This window comes from Halomonas alkalisoli (assembly GCF_021412585.1).
Lineage (GTDB): Bacteria > Pseudomonadota > Gammaproteobacteria > Pseudomonadales > Halomonadaceae > Halomonas > Halomonas alkalisoli.
Genome location: NZ_JAKCMI010000021.1, coordinates 38,555 through 56,046, shown reverse-complemented (window position 1 = coordinate 56,046; position 17,492 = coordinate 38,555). Strand labels below are relative to the sequence as shown.

General features: G+C 64.0%; 17 protein-coding genes. 6 read left to right on the top strand and 11 right to left on the bottom strand.

Annotated features, from left to right (window positions below; genetic code table 11):
- Positions 1-116: 116 nt before the first annotated feature.
- Genes LY622_RS06750 through LY622_RS06740 form a run of 3 tightly spaced genes read left to right on the top strand, consistent with a single transcriptional unit; the run spans position 117 to position 2,690 of the window.
- Entirely contained in the window at positions 117-1,004 is an 888-nt protein-coding gene (locus tag LY622_RS06750) for a carbohydrate ABC transporter permease (protein WP_234290182.1), read from the top strand.
- A 16-nt stretch (positions 1,005-1,020) separates the two neighbouring features.
- Positions 1,021-1,869 (top strand): carbohydrate ABC transporter permease, encoded by an 849-nt coding sequence (locus LY622_RS06745; RefSeq protein WP_234290181.1) that lies wholly within the window; start codon positions 1,021-1,023, stop codon positions 1,867-1,869.
- Positions 1,870-1,922: 53 nt separating this feature from the next.
- A complete protein-coding gene (locus tag LY622_RS06740; RefSeq protein ID WP_234290180.1) occupies positions 1,923-2,690 on the top strand; it encodes a glutaredoxin family protein in 768 nt (255 codons plus the stop codon).
- 66 nt (positions 2,691-2,756) lie between these two features.
- Here the strand turns inward: LY622_RS06740 and LY622_RS06735 are convergent, their stop codons facing one another.
- The 5 genes from LY622_RS06735 to betC form a co-directional block, all read right to left on the bottom strand.
- A complete protein-coding gene (locus LY622_RS06735; RefSeq protein WP_234290179.1) occupies positions 2,757-3,971 on the bottom strand; it encodes a GGDEF domain-containing protein in 1,215 nt (404 codons plus the stop codon).
- Between the two features lie 164 nt (positions 3,972-4,135).
- Positions 4,136-5,035, bottom strand: coding sequence for a DMT family transporter (locus LY622_RS06730; protein ID WP_234290178.1), 900 nt, complete (start codon positions 5,033-5,035; stop codon positions 4,136-4,138).
- A 141-nt stretch (positions 5,036-5,176) separates the two neighbouring features.
- Positions 5,177-5,443, bottom strand: coding sequence for a DksA/TraR family C4-type zinc finger protein (locus LY622_RS06725; protein WP_234280214.1), 267 nt, complete (start codon positions 5,441-5,443; stop codon positions 5,177-5,179).
- Positions 5,444-5,498: 55 nt separating this feature from the next.
- A complete protein-coding gene (locus LY622_RS06720; protein ID WP_234290177.1) occupies positions 5,499-7,139 on the bottom strand; it encodes a BCCT family transporter in 1,641 nt (546 codons plus the stop codon).
- A gap of 129 nt (positions 7,140-7,268) precedes the next feature.
- Positions 7,269-8,831: a choline-sulfatase gene (gene betC / locus LY622_RS06715; RefSeq protein ID WP_234290176.1), complete on the bottom strand. Its 1,563-nt coding sequence runs from the start codon at positions 8,829-8,831 to the stop codon at positions 7,269-7,271.
- Between the two features lie 137 nt (positions 8,832-8,968).
- Here betC and LY622_RS06710 point away from each other — a divergent pair, with 137 nt between their 5' ends.
- Positions 8,969-9,898: a choline sulfate utilization transcriptional regulator gene (locus tag LY622_RS06710; protein ID WP_234290175.1), complete on the top strand. Its 930-nt coding sequence runs from the start codon at positions 8,969-8,971 to the stop codon at positions 9,896-9,898.
- A gap of 47 nt (positions 9,899-9,945) precedes the next feature.
- Here LY622_RS06710 and LY622_RS06705 read toward each other — a convergent pair whose 3' ends face one another.
- The 5 genes from LY622_RS06705 to glcD all read right to left on the bottom strand — a co-directional run bounded on the left by LY622_RS06705 (position 9,946) and on the right by glcD (position 14,916).
- The gene (locus LY622_RS06705) at positions 9,946-10,197 is read right to left on the bottom strand and encodes a PA2433 domain-containing protein (RefSeq protein ID WP_223136012.1); all 252 of its coding nucleotides are present in this window, start codon (positions 10,195-10,197) and stop codon (positions 9,946-9,948) included.
- Positions 10,198-10,422: 225 nt separating this feature from the next.
- Positions 10,423-10,824 (bottom strand): heme-binding protein, encoded by a 402-nt coding sequence (locus tag LY622_RS06700; protein ID WP_234290174.1) that lies wholly within the window; start codon positions 10,822-10,824, stop codon positions 10,423-10,425.
- A 191-nt stretch (positions 10,825-11,015) separates the two neighbouring features.
- Positions 11,016-12,275: a glycolate oxidase subunit GlcF gene (glcF, locus tag LY622_RS06695; protein WP_234290173.1), complete on the bottom strand. Its 1,260-nt coding sequence runs from the start codon at positions 12,273-12,275 to the stop codon at positions 11,016-11,018.
- A gap of 20 nt (positions 12,276-12,295) precedes the next feature.
- On the bottom strand, positions 12,296-13,417 hold the full coding sequence (glcE, locus tag LY622_RS06690; protein WP_234290172.1) for a glycolate oxidase subunit GlcE: 1,122 nt from the start codon (positions 13,415-13,417) through the stop codon (positions 12,296-12,298).
- A gap of 11 nt (positions 13,418-13,428) precedes the next feature.
- Positions 13,429-14,916: a glycolate oxidase subunit GlcD gene (glcD, locus tag LY622_RS06685; protein WP_114477010.1), complete on the bottom strand. Its 1,488-nt coding sequence runs from the start codon at positions 14,914-14,916 to the stop codon at positions 13,429-13,431.
- 213 nt (positions 14,917-15,129) lie between these two features.
- Here glcD and glcC point away from each other — a divergent pair, with 213 nt between their 5' ends.
- Complete coding sequence (gene glcC / locus LY622_RS06680) at positions 15,130-15,966, top strand: transcriptional regulator GlcC (protein ID WP_234290171.1); 837 nt, start codon at positions 15,130-15,132, stop codon at positions 15,964-15,966.
- Positions 15,967-16,011: 45 nt separating this feature from the next.
- On the opposite strand, the gene LY622_RS06675 is transcribed toward glcC, so the two are convergent.
- The gene (locus LY622_RS06675; RefSeq protein ID WP_234290170.1) at positions 16,012-16,695 is read right to left on the bottom strand and encodes a GntR family transcriptional regulator; all 684 of its coding nucleotides are present in this window, start codon (positions 16,693-16,695) and stop codon (positions 16,012-16,014) included.
- Positions 16,696-16,968: 273 nt separating this feature from the next.
- Here LY622_RS06675 and LY622_RS06670 point away from each other — a divergent pair, with 273 nt between their 5' ends.
- The gene (locus LY622_RS06670; protein ID WP_234290169.1) at positions 16,969-17,430 is read left to right on the top strand and encodes a GlcG/HbpS family heme-binding protein; all 462 of its coding nucleotides are present in this window, start codon (positions 16,969-16,971) and stop codon (positions 17,428-17,430) included.
- Positions 17,431-17,492: the final 62 nt, after the last annotated feature.

Below are 17,492 nucleotides of genomic sequence, written 5' to 3'. Positions count from 1 at the left end.
GGCAAGGTCGTAGAGGAGGTCATTTGCCATGGATGGCAAATGTAGCGTCCAGGGAAGGATTCATAGCGCCTCCTCGTAGGCCTTGCCCCCGGACAGCCCCGATACGGGTAAGGGACATGCTGATCCACAACGCCGACCGACGCATGCAGATCTACGGCGCACTGCTGCTGCTCCCGGCGGCGGTGCTGCTGGGTACCTTCGCCTATCTGCCAACGGTGTCCACCCTCGTCAACAGCCTGTTCCTGCCCGGCTTTCGCGGCTCACCGCCGGAGTTCGTCGGACTCGAGAACTACGCGCTATTGATCGAGGACCGCACCTTCTGGCGGGTGGCGCGCAACAACCTGATCTATGCGCTGGGCACCATACCCACGTCCATCGCCCTGGCGCTGGGCATGGCGTTATTCGTCAATGCCCGCCTGCCTGGGCGCGGCTTCGTGCGCATGGCCTATTTCACCCCGACCATTCTGCCGATGATCGCCGCCGCCAATATCTGGATGTTCTTCTACGCGCCGCAGATCGGCCTGTTCAACAAGATACTCGGGGCGCTGGGCCTGTCCGGGGTCAACTGGCTGGGCGATCCCAGCGTGGCGCTTGGCTCTGTCATCGTCATGACCATCTGGAAGGAAGCCGGCTTCTTCATGATCTTCTACCTGGCGGCACTGCAGAGCATCCCCCCGGAGCTCAAGGAAGCCTCGGACCTGGAGGGCACCGACCGCTGGAGCTTCTTCTGGCGGGTCACCTTCCCGCTGCTGATGCCCACGACCCTGTTCGTGCTGATCAACGCGCTGATCAATGCCGTGCGGGTGGTGGACCACCTGTTCATCCTGACCAAGGGTGGGCCCAACAACGCCACCAACCTGCTGCTCTACTACGTCTACGAGAATGCCTTCTCCTTCTTCGACCGCACCTATGCCGCCACCATCACCGTGGTGATCCTGCTGGTGCTGGCGGTGGTGGCCACGGTGAAGTTCACCATCCTCGACCGCAGGACCCACTATCAGTGAGCACGGGGGACGATTCATGAGGCAGTCGAGCCTGACGAGCTCAGCAAGGAGACGGTTCGCCCTGCGGTTACCCAGCCTGGAGACCACCGCCGCCTGGCTGCTGGCGCTGATCTGGATTTTCCCGCTGCTCTACGCCTTCTGGGCGGCCTTCCACCCGGCGGCCTACATGGTGCGCTTCGACCTCTTCGCCCCGGTGACCCTGGAGAATTTTGCCAACGCCTGGGCCCAGGCGCCGTTCGCCCGCTACTACCTCAACACCTTCCTGCTGGTCACCGGGGTGGTGATGGCACAGTTCGTGGTCTGTACCCTGGCCGGCTTCGCCTTCGCGCGCTTCCCGATTCCCGGCAAGGACATTCTGTTCATGCTGGTGCTGATCCAGCTCTTCGTCTTCCCCGAGGTCCTGATCGTCGAGAACTACCGCATCGCAAGCTCGCTCGGGCTGGTCGACACCATCACCGGCATCGGGCTGCCCTACGTGGCCAGCGCCTTCGGTATCTTCCTGCTGCGACAGACCTTCAAGACCATACCCCGCGAGCTGGAGGACGCCGCCCGGATCGAGGGGTGCGGCTGGATGGCGATCCTGCTCAAGGTCTACGTGCCCCTGGCCAAGCCCACCTATCTCGCCTATGGCCTGGTCTCGATCAGCCACCACTGGAACAACTTCCTCTGGCCGCTGGTGGTGACCAACTCGGTGGAAAGCCGCCCGCTCACGGTGGGGCTCGGCATCTTCTCGGCGCCGGAGACCGGGGTCAACTGGGCCACCGTCAGCGCCGCCACGCTGCTCAGTGTCGCCCCGCTGCTGGTGGCCTTCCTGCTCTTCCAGCGCCAGTTCGTGCAGTCGTTCCTGCGGGCGGGAATTCGCTGATAAAGGTCGATTGACTACCCTTGGGGTGAATGTATGACCCAAGGAGAGATGTCATGGCTCATGGACAGTCGGCAGGACAGGGCAAACACGCTCAGCTTTACCGTATGGTCATGGAGGAGCACCTGTGCCCCTTCGGACTGAAGAGCAAGGACCTGCTGGAGCGCAAGGGATTCGATGTCGAGGATCACCACCTGACCACGCGGGAGGAGACGGAAGATTTCAAGGAAAAGCATGGGGTGGATACGACGCCTCAGGCCTTCATCGATGGCCGGCGCATCGGTGGCTATGAGGAGCTGCGCGAATATTTCGGCCTGGATTCGCCGGGCGAGGACGAGACCACCTACCAGCCGGTAATTGCCCTGTTTGCCACGGCTTTTCTGCTGGGACTTGCCGTCAGCTGGACGGCGACCGGCACCCTGCTGAGCGCGAGGATGCCGGAGTATTTCGTGGCCATCGCCATGGCCCTGCTGGGGCTGCAGAAGCTCAAGGACGTGGAGAGCTTCAGCACGATGTTCCTCAACTACGACCTGCTGGCCCAGCGTCAGGTGCGCTACGGCTACGTCTACCCCTATGCCGAGACACTGGCGGGCATCCTGATGCTGGCCGGTGCCCTGGTATGGTTGGCCGCGCCGGTGGCGCTGTTCATCGGCACGGTGGGCGCCGTCTCGGTGTTCAAGGCGGTCTATGTCGACAAGCGGGAGCTCAAGTGTGCCTGCGTCGGCGGTGACAGCAAGGTGCCGCTGGGCTTCGTGTCGCTGACCGAGAACCTGATCATGGTCGGCATGGGTATCTGGATGCCGTTGCGCATGTACGTGCTGTAGCGGCCGCTCGTGCCGTCTTGATGTGTCGTCGGCTGCATCGTAGCGGCACTGGCGTCTCCCGTTGGCCTACGCGGGCAGCGGGCCATCCTGCAGTGACGCCAGCACGCTGCGGTTGCGGCCCGTACGTTTGGCCTGGTAGAGCGCCTCGTCGGCCCGTTTCAGCAGTGTAGAGGCAGCCTGGGTTGCCGATGGACGAAGTACGGCGACGCCGATGCTGACCGTGATCACGGGGGAGTGCGAAGCGCCCTGGTTGGGTATGGCCAAGGCTTGTATGCCCTGGCGAATTCGCTCGGCGGCGAGTTTTGCCGATGCCGGCGAGGCGTTTGGCATCAATACCAGGAACTCCTCTCCCCCATAGCGAACGATCAGGTCGATCTCCTGGCGGATATGGTTCTGCATGTCAGTGGCAACGCGGCGCAGGCACTCATCGCCAGGCAGGTGACCGTAGCGGTCGTTGTAATTCTTGAAGCAGTCGATATCGATGACCAGCATGCCGAGCATCGTTTGCTCGGTGATGGCTTCGTTCCAGCGCTGGGCGAGCGCGCTGTCGAAATGGCGGCGATTGGCGACACCGGTCAGCGGGTCGGTGGCCGACATCTTGGTCAGGGTCTGGTTGTCTTTCAGCGCGGCCTTGGTCTTCAACTTCTCGCGCAACAGCAGCAGGTAGGACTGCCGTTCGCTGGCCTCCAGGCGGTAGTTGGCCACCAGGGTAAAGATGGCACTCGAGGTAAAGACAACAAAGGTGTTGATCTTGACTGGGCTCTCAATGGCGTCATAGGGCACCACGAAGGCCGCCATGATAACCCCGCATAGCAGGGATGTGGCCAAGGCGAAGCCGAAGCGCAGCGAAAAGACGATGTTGCCCACCACAAGGATCAGGCCGAACGAGAAGGTATCGAGAAACGAATAAGGGGATGTGGACAGGACGAAGATCACGTTGGAGAGCATCATCGCCACGATCATGGTGGCGGACATTGTCGCCTCTCGCATGGCTGGTGGCAGGCCGCGGTGCACACAATAGAGGGCCACGATACCCAAGGGAGTCATCAGGCCGAAGCGGATCCAGGCAGCGGTGTGTAATGATTCTGGACGAATGACATAGTCGTTGAAGATAAAGAGGCAGTAGATGACCAGCGCCACGATGCCGGCTATCAGCAGGTGACGACTGCGCCGAGCTGAGGTGTCGGCTTCGAAGCGTGCTTCCACCGCCGGGCTGAAGCGCAGGCGGTACCAGGGCCTGCTCAGGTTCGACTCAACGGCTTGCAGCAAGGTCTCTTTCACAGCCGGCTCCCCCACGTGAATGGCACCATTTCTTTGGCTTGGTGCTCAGGAAGGGATATCGGCCGGCAAAAGCCTAACTTTACTTTTTTCTTGCGTCTGTCATTCTCCCGCACGCCCACCCATGGCGAAGGCATGGGCTCGATTTGGCGGCGTGGTGTCCTGGGTCATACGTTGCGGGTTGCCTTGCGGATCAGGGGTTGGGTCAACGTCTGCGCCATGATGACACCCGCCAGTACCAGCACGCCTCCAACCAGGTGGAACAGCGCGATCCGCTCGTTCAGGAAGGCCATGGCGATCAGGGCGCTGAACAGTGGCATCAAGTTGATGAAGATACTCGCCTGGCTGGCACCGATCTGGCGGATGGCGCGCATCCACAGGAAGGTGGTGACGATCGAGGCGGGGATGCCGGCGTAGAGAATCAGCCAGACATTATGGCCGTCCACCGGCGTCATCGGCCCCAGCAGGTAGCCGGGCAGCAGGAACAGCACGGCGAAGCAGACCTGCACGTAGAGCACGACCCAGGGCGGCAGGTCCAGCGGCCAGCGCTTGAGCATGACGCCGTAGAGGGCGTAGCAGGTGGCGGCGACCACCATCAGCAGGTCGCCCAGGGCCACTTCCAGCTGCAGCAGCGAGAGTGGGTTGCCTCGCCCCAGCAGTACGGTAACGCCGAACAGCGCCACGATGCCGCCCAGGGTGCCACCGAGGCTCGGCGCCTCGCGCAGGATCAACGCGCTGAGCAGTACGGTGAGCAGCGGCACCATGGCGGCAAGGATGCCCATGTTGGTGGCCGAGGTGGTCTCGGCGGCGACATAGGCCAGGCCCTGCCACAGTGCCATGCCGATCAGGCCCAGCACCGCAAGCTTTGGCCAGTGGCGGCGGATGGCATCGCGATGCTGCCAGGCGGACGGCAGCACGAAGGGCGTGAGCACGGCCAGTGCCAGCACCCAGCGCAGGAAGGCGATACTGCTGGGGGCGATGGAGCCCACGGTGAGCTGGTTGATGGTCATGTTGCCCGACCAGATCAGCACCGCACCGAGCGGGGCGAGGAAATAGAGCAGCGGCATGGCGACCTCTTTGACAAAGCAGAGCCCCGCGTGGGCGGGGCTCTGTAGAGCTGTCATCATATCGTGCTGAGACGAGGCTGCAAGTCATGAGAAGGCTAATGATATCGGCCTCTCGAGTCGGCGGGCGACGCGTCAGTAGGCCTAGCGCAGTTGACTGTCCTTGCTGCCGCGACGGTTGTAGCCGCTGTAGGTCGTCTGCTGCTTGTCCCGCTCGCTCTGGCAGGCAATGCACAGGCGCACGCCCTTGATCGCCTCGCGGCGAGCCTGGGGAATCTCGTCGCCGCACTCCTCGCAGTGCTTCCGGCTCTCGCCGGTGGGAAGCTGGCTGCGTACCCGCTGCAGCGCGTCCTCCACCGTACTCTCGATCTGCTCCTGCTCGGCGCCGTCTCTTGACCAGCCCCCTGCCATGCTGTCGCCTCCTTTGGCTCTCACCAAGCCGTTTCAGTAACGCAGTCAATGTCCCTCAAGAGGGTTTGTGACGCAGCTCGCCATTCAGCGCCTTGATGATGCTATAGCACATCAACAGCATCACGATCGAGAACGGAATCGCCGTCGCCGTCACCCCCGCCTGAAGCGCCGACAGGCCGCCGCCGATCAGCAGCACGATGGCAATCAACCCCTCCACCGCTGCCCAGAACATCCGCTGAGGCCTGGGCGCATCGATCTTGCCACCGGCGGTGATGGTGTCGATCACCAGGGAGCCGGAGTCCGACGAGGTGATGAAGAAAATCAGCGCCAGCACGATGCCAAGGGTCGACATCAGGCCCGTCAACGGGAGTTCGTTGAGCATGCCGAACAGCGACAGCTCGGGGCTGTAGTTGTCGATCACGTAGTCCTTGACCAGGCTGGTGTCGGGGCTGGCGTAGAGTTGATCCAGTGCCGTGGCGCCAAAGACGCCCATCCAGATGAAGATGAACAGGCTGGGAATCAGCAGTACACAGAGCACGAACTCGCGAACCGTACGCCCGCGCGACACTCGCGCGATGAACATGCCGACGAAGGGTGCCCAGCTGATCCACCAGGCCCAGTAGAAGATGCTCCAGGCCTGGCGATAGGCGTCGTCGTCACGGCCGATCGGTGCCGACAAGGGTATTAACTCCTTCACATAGGTCGTAAGCCCGGTCCAGAAGCCGCTCAGGGCCACCAGGGTGGGGCCGGCAAACAGCACGAAGAAGAAGAACAGCACCGCCAGGACCATGTTGATCTCGGAAAGCTTCTTCACGCCGCCCTCGAGCCCGCGCCACACAGACACCAGTGCCGCCGCCGTCACCAGCAGGATGATGATGACCTGGGCGGTGGTGCTGACCTCCAGGCCGAAGACGAAATTCATCCCCGCATTGGCCTGTTGGGCACCAAGCCCCAGCGATGTGGCGAGGCCGAACAGGGTGGAAAACACCGCCAGGATGTCGATCGCATGGCCCCACCAGCCCCACACGCGATCGCCGAGGATCGGGAAGAAGGCCGAGCGAATCGAGAAGGGCAGGCCCTTGTTGTAGGTGAAAATGGACAGCGCCAGGGCCATCACCACATAGACGGCCCAGCCGTGGATGCCCCAGTGCAGATAGGTGCCCGCCAGCCCCATGGCCGTGGCCTCGGGAATGGCCTCTGGGTTCAGGGCTCCATCGGCGCCAAAGGGAGACGGTATGCCCAGCGGCAGCGAGACGTTGGCATGGTAGACCGGCTCCAGCACGCCGAAGAACAGCAGCCCGATGCCGATACCGGCGGCGAACAGCATCGCAAACCAGGAGAGATAGCCGTACTCGGGGCGGGCATCCGGACCGCCCAGCCGGACCGAGCCATAGGGCAAGACGACCAGCGCCAGGCAGAACAGGATGAAGAAGTCGACCACTATCATGAAATACCAGTCCAGGGTGCCGGTAGAGAAACCGACGATGGACTGGAAGAGATTTCCCGCCCGTTCCGGGAACAGCAGGGTGAGGATGATGAAGACGACCGATGCGAGTGCCGATACGGCGAAGACCCGGTTGTGGATATCGAAGCCGATGGGGCCCAGTGTTCCTTCGACGTTATCCTGGCCAACGACATAATCGGTTTGCATGTCGTTGGCCCCGGGAGGTGACGAGGGGTCGCTCGGGGAGCTCATGAGTTATTCCTCCTTGATTATTAGTTTATTAAATTATTGGTTATAAATTCGCAGGGCTTTCTCATAAATGTGGAGCCTTGGTATCAGGAGAACAGTCTAGCCCACCGCGAGGACGGCAGGCGTAGGGTGTCATGCATGGGTGTCGCTGGCCAACGGGAAGCGCGCTCGCCGTTCGAGATCGTCCAGGTCGATGGTGTTGCGCATGTACTGGACGCTGGCATCGAACGACGGCTGGTGGTCCCAGGGTGTGACCTTGCCCTGCATGAGCGCCCGTGAGACCAGCTTGCGGCGTCGCTGGCTGGCGATCACCTCGCCGTGCAACCGCTCATAGTTCCAGCGGCTGGCGACCTCGTCGCGGAACTGCTTGCACAGCTCCAGGTGGGTGGGGTCCTCGGCCAGGTTGTTGAGCTCGAGCGGGTCTGCCTCGAGGTCGAACAGCTGGTCGGGGTCGGGTGCGGTGTGGACGAACTTGTAGCGCCCGCGTCGGATCATCAGCAGCGGTGCGATGGCGCCCTCGCCGAGGTATTCGCCGATCACCTCGTCATGGCCGCCGGTGCCGGTCAGGTGCGGCAGCAGGCTGCGACCGTCGATGGGCACGGCGTACTCCGGTGCGGTGCCGTCGTGGGCGATCTCGGCGAAGGTCGGCAGCAGGTCCATGGTCGACACCGACTCGCGCACCCGGCCCGGGGTGAAGCGGCCGGGGGCGTGGACGATCATCGGCACCCGTGCGGAGTCCTCGAACCAGCTCATCTTGTACCAGAGGCCGCGCTCGCCGAGCATGTCGCCGTGGTCTCCGGAGAAGACGATGATGGTGTCTTCGTCGAGGCCGGTCTCTTTCAAGGCCTTCAGTACCTCGCCGATCTGGTCGTCGACGTAGCTCAGCGCTCCGTAATAGGCGTGGCGGGCGTTGCGGATCTGCTCGTCGCTGACGGTGTCTTCGTCGAACTGATAGACATGACGCAGGCGCTGGGAGTGCGGGTCCGTCAATTCCCGCGAGTAGGGTACACGCGGCATGTCGATGGCGTCGTGGTCGTAGCGGTCCCAGTACTCCCGGGGAATGGTGTAGGGGTCGTGGGGGTGGGTCAGCGACACCGTCAGGCAGAAGGGGCGCCGCTCGCCGTTGCGGGCCGGGTTGTTGCGTGCGGTGTTGTTGCGAACATAGTCGTGTAGAAAGCGCTTGGCGCGGAAGGTGACCTCGTCGTCGAAATCGAGCTGGTTGGAGCGCACGCAGGGGCCGGCCTGAATCACCGATGACATATTGTGGTAGTAGCTCGGTCGCTCGTCGAAGTTTTCCCAGTCGACGAACCAGCCGAAGTCGGCCGGGTAGATGTCGGTGGTCAGGCGCTCCTCGAAGCCGTGCAGCTGATCGGGACCGCAGAAGTGCATCTTGCCCGAGAGCGCAGTGGCGTAGCCGGCATCGCGCAGGTAGTGGGCGAAGGTGGGGATGTCGGCGGCGAACTCGGCGGCGTTGTCGTAGCCGCCAATGCGCGACGGCAGCTGGCCGGCCATCAGCGTGAAGCGCGACGGTGCACATAGCGGGCTGTTGCAGTAGGCCGAATCGAAGACCACGCCTTCGGCCGCCAGGCGTGACAGATGCGGAGTCTTGACCAGGGGGTGCCCGTAGAAGGGCAGGGCAGAGGCCGCCACCTGGTCGGCCATCAGGAACAGGATGTTGGGCTGCTTGGGCGTCATGGGGCCTCTCTTGCTCGTTGCTGCGCGCTAGGGTTTCATGCTCGAGCCAAACCGCGGCTGGCTAGCATGACAGTCTCCCTGCTAATCTCATGGCCTGTAAACTCGCTGAATTTTTATGGAACATATTAGGTGAGCTAATGATGGGGGTAGGTGGGAGAGCATCGCCAAACGGTTTGCGGGTGTTCGAGGCGGCGGCCAGGCACCTCAGCTTCACGGCCGCGGCGAGAGAGCTGCGCTCGACCCAGTCGGCGGTCAGCCAGCAGGTCCGGGCCCTTGAAGAGCAGCTCGGCATGCCGTTGTTCGAGCGCATCTATCGCGGGGTAAGATTGACCGAGGCGGGGCAGGCGCTGTTCGCCGGTGTGCAGGAGGGGTTCGCGATCATCGATGACACCATCGATCGGCTCCAGCACAGGTACCGACACCCGCATGTGAACATCCTCACCGACTTCTCGTTCGCAGCCTATTGGCTGATGCCGCGGCTGCCGAGCTTCCGTAAAGCACATCCGCATATCGACGTGCGCATCGTGACCAACCAGGGCGTGCTCGACTGGCGCACCCAGGAGGTCGACGTGGCCATCCTGTTCTGTGACGAGCGGACCCTGGCGTCCGGCGTGCCGCGACTGTTCCACGAGGAGGTCCTTCCGGTCTGCAGCCCCGGCTTCCTGCAGCAGCACGGGCCGATCGAGTCTCCCGAGCGACTTGCCGAGCTGCCGTTGTTGGCCTTGACCGCTGACCAGGGGCAGAGCTGGCTGGACTGGCCGAGTTACTTCGAGCAACTGGCAGGCATCGGCTATCTGGAATCCCCGGAGCTGACGTTCAATAACTACACGCTGCTGATTCAGGCGGCGATCGCCGGACAGGGCATCGGGATGGGATGGCGAGGGTTGGTCGATGACATGCTCGAGAGTGGCATGCTGGTCGGTCTGCAGGAGTTGGGGCTGCGCTCGTCGCGTGGCTATGGGCTGATCGATGCGCGGCCGGATACGTCGGGTGAGGCGAAGCGAGCGCTGCAACAATGGGTACTGGCTTGTGCCGAGGAAGCCCAGGACAAGCACACGGTGCTGTGAAGAAAGGAAGCCAGACGAGGGCAAAACGGCCCCCGTCCGGTATCCGGTCAAACGCCGAGGATTTCCTTGGCCTGGTTCAATAAATCTTCGGAGCGAGCATGGTCGCCGGCATTGTGGGCTTCCTCGCCCTCCTGGCGCAGCTCGTTGACCTGCTCGAGTTCGGCCTCGCTTAGCTGGGCGACCTTGGCGTCGTCCTGCAGGGCCTCGTCGATCTCGCCCATCAGCATGGGGCAACTGGCGGCCCAGGCCGGAAAGGCGAAGGCGAGTAATACCAGTGCGGCAAACAGTGTCTTTATCATTGTCGATATCTCCTTTGAACGCAGCCGGTCGGCTGGTCCGAATGGATAGGCAGTGCCTCGGCCGGAACCGTCTTTCTGAGCCAGCTTTATCCGACGTGATGCGGTGCCGGCGAGCCATCGGTTCGGCCGCTGTCAGTATAGATAACCCGGGCCAACTGCACAGGACAGAAACGCCCCGCTGTCATGCAACAGCAGGGCGCTTGCGAGGTTGGCCTGGCCTGGACTTCAGCCGATGGCGGCAATGGCTGCCTTGGCCACCTGTACGTCCTGGTCGGGCTTGACGCCGGAAACCCCGACGCTGCCGGCGACCTGGCCGTCGACGATCACCGGCACACCACCGGAGAGCAGTGCCTGTAGCGGTGCGGAAACGAAGGCGGTGCGACCGTTGTTGATCATCTCCTCGAAGACCTGGGTCTCCTTGCGGCCCATGGCGGCGCTACGCGCCTTCTCGGCGGCCACATTGGCAGTGAAGGGGGCGGTGCCGTCGAGGCGGCGCAGGCCGAGCAGGTGGCCGCCGTCGTCGGCGACAGCGATGGTGACCAGCCAGCCGTTGGCTTCGGCCTCCTGCTGGGCGGCATCGAGGATGGCGTTGACGTCGGTGAGGGTGAGTGCGGGCTTGGTGTTCATGGTGATCTCCTGTTTGGGATGAGTGTTGCTGTACTGAATTAATAGCTACCCCAGTGGCTGAATCACCGGGGCTGTTCCGGCAACAGGCCTGCGAGGAGGCGCTGTAAACCCTTCCCTGGGCGCTACCGATGCCATCCATGGCATCGGACCTCCTCTACGGCCTGTCCCCGGCGCCCCTCGGGTTGGTAGATTCATTGGCCGAGGGCCGTGCTCGCTGCAGGTTGTAACGTCTCGTCGACGATTTCTATCCAGTGCCTGACGGGCGTTCGCCCCGCGCCGTTCAGGTGTGTCTGGCAGCCGATATTAGCGGTCACGATGAGCTCCGGGTTGCCGGCTTCCAGGGCGTTGAGCTTGTTGTCGCGCAACTGGGTGGCGAGCTCCGGCTGGGTGATGGAGTAGGTGCCCGCCGAGCCGCAGCAGAGGTGGGCATCCTGTACCGGCGTCAGCGAAAAGCCGAGCTTGACCAGCACGCCTTCGACGGCGCCACCGAGCTTCTGGGCATGCTGCAGGGTGCAGGGGCAGTGGAAGGCGAGCTTGCGGCTCTCCTTCACCTTCAGCGCTTCCAGCTCCTCGTCGCGCAGCACTTCGACGAGATCCCGGGCCAGCTCACTGACCCGTCGGGCTTTCTCGGCGTACTCGGGGTCGCCCTCCAGCATCTCGCCGTACTCCTTGACGAAGGCGCCACAGCCGCTGGCGGTCTGCACGATGGCTTCGGCACCGGCCTCAACGTGTGGCCACCAGGCGTCGATATTGGCGCGGATGCGGGCTCGGCCGTCGTCCTGGGCGTTGAGGTGGAAATCCACAGCGCCACAGCAGCCTGCCTCGGGAGCCGGGGTGAGGCCAATGCCCAGGCGGTCCAGCACCCTTGCCGTGGCGGCATTGGTGTTGGGCGAGAGCCCCGGCTGTACACAGCCTTCGAGAATCAGCATCTGGCGTTCGTGTCTCTTGCCCTCGGGCCGTGCCCCGGCATCCACCGGCTTGGGCGGCAGCTTGTCCTTGAGCTTCCCCGGCACCAGCGGCTTGAAGGTCTGGCCCAGCTTGAGCAGCGCCTGGAAGCGTTTGGGATCGGTCAGGGCCTTGCGCAGCCCATAGCGCAGGGCGCGGTCGCTAGCCTTGCGCGGCACCCGCCGCTCGATCTCGGCGCGGCCGATGTCGAGCAGCTTGTGGTACTCCACGCCGGAGGGGCAGGTGGTCTCGCAGTTGCGACAGGTCAGGCAGCGGTCCAGGTGCAGCCGGGTCTGCTCGGTGACGTTCACGTCGTCGTCGGGGTTCTCCAGCATCTCCTTCATCAGGTAGATGCGTCCCCGGGGGCCGTCGCGTTCGTCGCCCAGCAATTGATAAGTAGGGCAGGTGGCGTTGCAGAAGCCGCAGTGAACGCAGCTGCGCAGCACGCGGTCGGCCTCGCGGATGTGCGGCTTCTTGAGGTCTTCCTCGGTAAAGTGCGTCTGCATGTAGGTTTCCTCGATACGTCTCAGAACGCCGCGTAGAGCCGGCCCGGGTTGAAGATGCCCTTGGGGTCGAGCTCGGCCTTGAGGTTGCGGTGATACTTCAGCAGCACCGATGGCAGCGGGGTAAAGGGCTCGTCGCTTCCCGGCCCTCCACAGGCGCCCAGGTAGGTGGCATGACCATCGACGCGCCGGCAGGCGCTGCGCAGGGTCTCGGCATCGATGGCACTCCTGACCCAGCACTGGGCGCCGGCCCAGTCGTGGATCATCGAGGCTTCCGCTGCGTCGGCGAGCCCCAGCGAGGCCGTGCGATGGGGCAGTGACAGGCGCCACAGGGGCCGGTCGCTGGCCCTGGCGGAGGCGTCACCCTGGCCGAAGAAGTCCAGCTTCAGATCCCGTAGCGCGGGCCAGAAGTTTTCATCCAGCTCATCGCCGCCGAGACGCTCGCGGGTGGCGGCCACGGAGCTCGGCCCGCTTTCCAGGCGGATATGCAGGGCGCCCTCCAGCCAGGCTGCCGCACTGATGGGCAGCGGTTCACGGCCCCAGTCGGCCAGCCTGTTGCGCGCCTCCTCGAGTGAGATATCCAGGTGCAGGCTGCGGCTGGCGCCGGGCCGAGGCAGCACCTTGAAGGTGACTTCGGTGAGCAGCCCGAGGGTGCCCTGGGCGCCGACCATCAGCCTCGACAGGTCGTAGCCGGCGACGTTCTTCATCACCTGGCCGCCGAAGCGCTGCTCGATCCCCTCGTGGCCGATCACCCGGACCCCGAGTACGAAATCGCGCACGCTGCCGGCCCAGGGGCGGCGGGGGCCGGAGAGACCGGTGGCGACCATGCCGCCCACGGTACTCGCTTCACCAAAGCGTGGCGGCTCGAAGGGCAGCATCTGCCCCTGCTCGGCGAGGGCGGCCTCGAGCTCGGCGAGAGGAGTGCCGCTGCGTACCGATACCACCAGCTCCACCGGGTCGTAGAAGGTGATACCCCGGTGCTCGGCGGTGGATAGCACTTCGCCCTCTGTGGGACGGCCGTAGAAGCCGCGGGTATCGCCGCCGACGATGCGCAGCGGGGTGCCGGTGGCACTCGCCTGACGGATGCGCTCTGCCAATGACTCGCTGGCGTCATGGTCATGGGGTGTCGTTGCTGTCTTGTCCATGGTCACTCCAGTCAGCCTTGCTTGGCGGGGTCGGCTGCCGCGCTCTTGATGGTGCGGAATTCCGAGCAGCGGGCCGGCGTGGGAATGTTCTTGCCCGGGTTGAGCAGGCCCGTCGGATCGAAGGCGGCCTTGGCGGCGCGGAAGGTGGCCAGCTCGTCGGGGCGGAACTGGGCGCACATCTGGTTGATCTTCTCGCGGCCGACGCCATGCTCGCCGGTGATGGTGCCGCCCACCTCGACGCACAGTTCCAGGATCTTGCCGCCCAGCGCCTCGGCCTCGTCCAGCTCGCCCGGGGTGTTGGCATCGAACAGGATCAGCGGGTGCATGTTGCCGTCGCCGGCATGGAAGACGTTGGCCACGCGCAGGCCGTACTGCTCGGACAGGTCGGAGATGCCCTTGAGCACCCGGGCCAGTTCACGGCGCGGAATGGTGCCGTCCATGCAGTAGTAGTCCGGCGACATGCGGCCCACCGCCGGGAAGGCGTTCTTGCGACCGGCCCAGAACAGCGCGCGCTCGGCATCGTCGCGGGCCTGCTGGATACCGGTGGCGCCGGCCGCCTCGAGTACGCGGCGAACGGTCTCGCAGTCGTCATCGACGTCGGCTTCGACGCCATCCAGTTCGCAGAGCAGGATGGCCTCGGCCTCCACCGGATAGCCGGCGCCGATGAAGTCCTCGGCGGCGCGAATGGCCAGGTTGTCCATCATCTCCAGGCCGCCGGGAATGATGCCCGCGGCGATGATCGAGCCCACGGCGTTGCCGGCCTTCTCGATGTCATCGAAGCTGGCCATCAGCACCTTGGCGGTCTCGGGCTTGGGCAGCAGCTTGACGGTGATCTCGGTGACCACGCCGAGCATGCCCTCGGAGCCATTGAACAGCGCCAGCAGGTCGAAGCCGGGGGCGTCCAGGGCATCGCTGCCCAGGGTCATGTGCTCGCCCTCGATGGTCAGTACCTCGACCTTGATCACGTTGTGCACGGTCAGGCCGTACTTGAGGCAGTGCACGCCGCCGGCGTTCTCGGCCACGTTGCCGCCGATGGAGCAGGCGATCTGGGAAGAGGGGTCCGGGGCGTAGTAGAGGCCATAGGGTGAGGCCGCCTCGGAGATGGCCAGGTTGCGTACACCGGGCTCGACCCGGGCAATTCGCGCCTCGGGGTCGATCTCCAGGATGCGGCTGAAGCGCGACAGCACCAGCAGCACGCCGTGCTCCAGCGGCATGGCACCGCCCGAGAGGCCGGTGCCGGCACCGCGGGTCACCACCGGCACACCGAGGCGGTGGCAGGTCTTGAGCAGCTGTTCGACCTGCGCCAGGGTCTCTGGCAGCGCCACCAGCATGGGCAGAGTGCGATAGACCGAGAGGCCGTCGCACTCGAAGGGGTGCAGGTCTTCTTCACGATGCAGCAGCGTCAGGCCGGGTACGTCCTGGGCGAGACTGTCGCGGATGGCGGTCTTGTCCAGCTGCGGCGCCGCGCCATCGAGTCGTTCATCGTAGAGGATATTCATGGAGACGCCTCATTGAGAGTCATGGCGGCAGGAGTTGTGATCGTGCTAAAGCCCCAATCTGCGCGCTAACCGACTCGCTGTCCAGCTTCCGGTCTGCTGGTATGACCAGTTGTTTTCGACTATATTGGAAAATATTTCCACCATATACCATTAGTCGTTCGATGACAGCCGGTCAATGACGATCCTGCTCTGGCGGCTTGCGGAGATCACCTCATGACAAAGGAATCGGGGACTCGGGAGGTCGCGCCATGGGGCGCCACGGAGCCGGTGGGTACCAGGGAGTCCGACGAGCTTGCCCTGCCGACGCGCACCCCCGATGCGGTGGCCGCAAGGCTCGAGCACCTGATCCTCGACGGGGTTTTCCGGCCGGGGCAGCTGCTGCCTTCTGAGCGTCGGCTTTGCGAGCGGCTGGGCGTATCGCGCTCTTCGCTGCGAGAGGGGCTGCGCGCGCTGCGTAGCAAGGGCATCATCGTGACGCGACAGGGGCGGGGGTCGGTGGTGGCCGACCTGGTCCCGGGGCGGGACGACAGCCCTTTGATGCACCTGCTGCGCGACCATCCGCGCACGCTGTACGATCTCCTCGAGGTGCGTTCACTGCTCGAGGGGGAGTCGGCGAAGCTGGCCGCCGAACGTGCCACACCCAGCGACCGCGTGCTGATCCAGCGCCGCTATGAAGCCATGATCGATTACGTGAAGGAGTGCCCGAAGATCGAGGTCGAGCAGTTGGCACACCTGGATCATGCCTTCCACCTGGCGATCTGCCAGGCGTCTCACAACCCCGTGCTGGTACATACCCTGCAGACGCTTACCGATCTGCTGCTCAGCTCGGTGTTCGCCTCGGTGAAGAACCTCTACCACCGCGAGGCCCCGCGCGAAATGATCAACCGCCAGCATGCCCGACTCTATCGGGCCATCATCGAGGGCAAGCCCCAGGCCGCCAAGCGCGCGGCCCTGGACCACCTCGCCGGTATCGGTCAGCAGCTGCACGAGATCGAAGCGGAAGACCAGCGGCTGGAGCGCTCGGCCATGCGCCTGAAGGAGTGGCAGTGACCAGTGCTGGAGCTCCCGGTCGGGAGCACGGCCGATAGCCAGCGGTCAGGAGTTCGCCGCGTTGCGGGTCTCCCCGTCGTCGATGACGCCGGCGATCGAGGCGACCTCGAGCTTGTTGCACAGGTGGTCGCGCAGCACCTGGCCCAGCCGCTTGCTGTCACGCTTCTTGAGCGCGGCGATCATCTCTTCATGGTCCTGTACGGCGCGGCGCCAATAGCTTTCGGTCATCTTCTTGGAGTAGCGAACCCGCTTCACCCGTTGGCTGAGATTGTTGTACATCTCCAGCAGCACATCGTTGTTCGAAGCGGCCAGCAGGCTCTCGTGGATCCTCTGGTTCACCTGGAAATATTCCGGCAGTTCACGATTGTGATAATGCACCAGCATGCGCTCGTGTAGCGCGCAGATCGCCGCGATGCCTTCATCGCTGATCTGCTGGCAGGCCAGTTCGCCCGAAAGCCCTTCCAGGGCACCCATGAGGTCATAGGTGTCCTTCACCATCTTGTAGGTCAACTGCTTGACGCGGGCGCCCCGGTTGGGCAGCAGCTCCACCAGGCCCTCCGAGGCCAGCACCTTGAGCGCTTCGCGCAGCGGCGTGCGCGATACGCCGAAATTCTCGCACAGCTGCTTCTCGGAGATGCGCTCCCCGGGGGCCAGTTCCCCATGCTCGATAAGGTCTCGAATGCGGTCGGCGACCTCACGATAGAGGGTACGAGGCTGAATCTTGGTCATGGTCTGTTTCCTTGTCCGCGGTCGCTATCGTGGGATTTCCCTGCATGGCGATCGCCGCTGCTTCTCCTGCCTGGTATTCAAGCACACTGCGCGGTTGACGGCACACCCTGAAAGGTATTATGAATTCAAAATTCTCTCAAGCTTCTCTGATGCCGCCAAGCGGTGCCAGCGAATGCAGAGGGGTATACCAGTGACACAGCAACGAAGCGAGCCAATACCAGCGACATAACTCCAGCGACATAACCCCAGCGACATAACAACAAGGAGCACCCCATGGCCGGCAAGGTCTTTCGCAGCAGCGTCCAACTCACTCGTGAGCAGGGAAGAGCCATTCTCGACGGCGTCTTCGCCCAGGCCCGGCGTGCCGGCACAGAGCCGCTGACCGCCGTGGTGCTGGATGGCGGAGGTCATGTGGTCGCCGCCGAACGCGAGGATGGTTGCGCCCCGTTGCGCTTCCCCGTTGCCCAGGGCAAGGCATTTGCCGCGCTTGGCATCGGTGTGGCCAGCGGAGTGGTGGGGGCGCGCAACGCCGAGCGTCCCGCCTTTCTCGCCAGCGTGTCCACCGCGTCGGGCGGGCACTTCATCCCCGTCGCCGGGGGCGTGCTGGTCCTCGATGCCGATGAGCGCGTTATCGGCGCGGTGGGCGTCAGTGGCGCCTCTTCCGCCGAGGACGAGAGTGCTGCCATCGCGGGTATCGAGTCAGCGGGCCTGGTCCACGGCCTCGAACCGCTATGAGTCGGACGAGCTGACTTGACACCTCTTCTCGGTTAGGACTAGCTTAGGCTGAAGACGCATTT

Coding starts and splice junctions, on each gene's coding strand:
- glcE (WP_234290172.1), bottom strand. CDS start 13,417: ATGGACAAGACAGCAACGACACCCCATGACCATGACGCCAGCGAGTCA.
- LY622_RS06675 (WP_234290170.1), bottom strand. CDS start 16,695: ATGACCAAGATTCAGCCTCGTACCCTCTATCGTGAGGTCGCCGACCGC.
- LY622_RS06670 (WP_234290169.1), top strand. CDS start 16,969: ATGGCCGGCAAGGTCTTTCGCAGCAGCGTCCAACTCACTCGTGAGCAG.
- glcD (WP_114477010.1), bottom strand. CDS start 14,916: ATGAATATCCTCTACGATGAACGACTCGATGGCGCGGCGCCGCAGCTG.
- LY622_RS06745 (WP_234290181.1), top strand. CDS start 1,021: ATGAGGCAGTCGAGCCTGACGAGCTCAGCAAGGAGACGGTTCGCCCTG.
- LY622_RS06750 (WP_234290182.1), top strand. CDS start 117: ATGCTGATCCACAACGCCGACCGACGCATGCAGATCTACGGCGCACTG.
- LY622_RS06725 (WP_234280214.1), bottom strand. CDS start 5,443: ATGGCAGGGGGCTGGTCAAGAGACGGCGCCGAGCAGGAGCAGATCGAG.
- LY622_RS06700 (WP_234290174.1), bottom strand. CDS start 10,824: ATGAACACCAAGCCCGCACTCACCCTCACCGACGTCAACGCCATCCTC.
- LY622_RS06740 (WP_234290180.1), top strand. CDS start 1,923: ATGGCTCATGGACAGTCGGCAGGACAGGGCAAACACGCTCAGCTTTAC.
- glcC (WP_234290171.1), top strand. CDS start 15,130: ATGACAAAGGAATCGGGGACTCGGGAGGTCGCGCCATGGGGCGCCACG.
- glcF (WP_234290173.1), bottom strand. CDS start 12,275: ATGCAGACGCACTTTACCGAGGAAGACCTCAAGAAGCCGCACATCCGC.
- LY622_RS06705 (WP_223136012.1), bottom strand. CDS start 10,197: ATGATAAAGACACTGTTTGCCGCACTGGTATTACTCGCCTTCGCCTTT.
- LY622_RS06720 (WP_234290177.1), bottom strand. CDS start 7,139: ATGAGCTCCCCGAGCGACCCCTCGTCACCTCCCGGGGCCAACGACATG.
- LY622_RS06710 (WP_234290175.1), top strand. CDS start 8,969: ATGATGGGGGTAGGTGGGAGAGCATCGCCAAACGGTTTGCGGGTGTTC.
- betC (WP_234290176.1), bottom strand. CDS start 8,831: ATGACGCCCAAGCAGCCCAACATCCTGTTCCTGATGGCCGACCAGGTG.
- LY622_RS06730 (WP_234290178.1), bottom strand. CDS start 5,035: ATGCCGCTGCTCTATTTCCTCGCCCCGCTCGGTGCGGTGCTGATCTGG.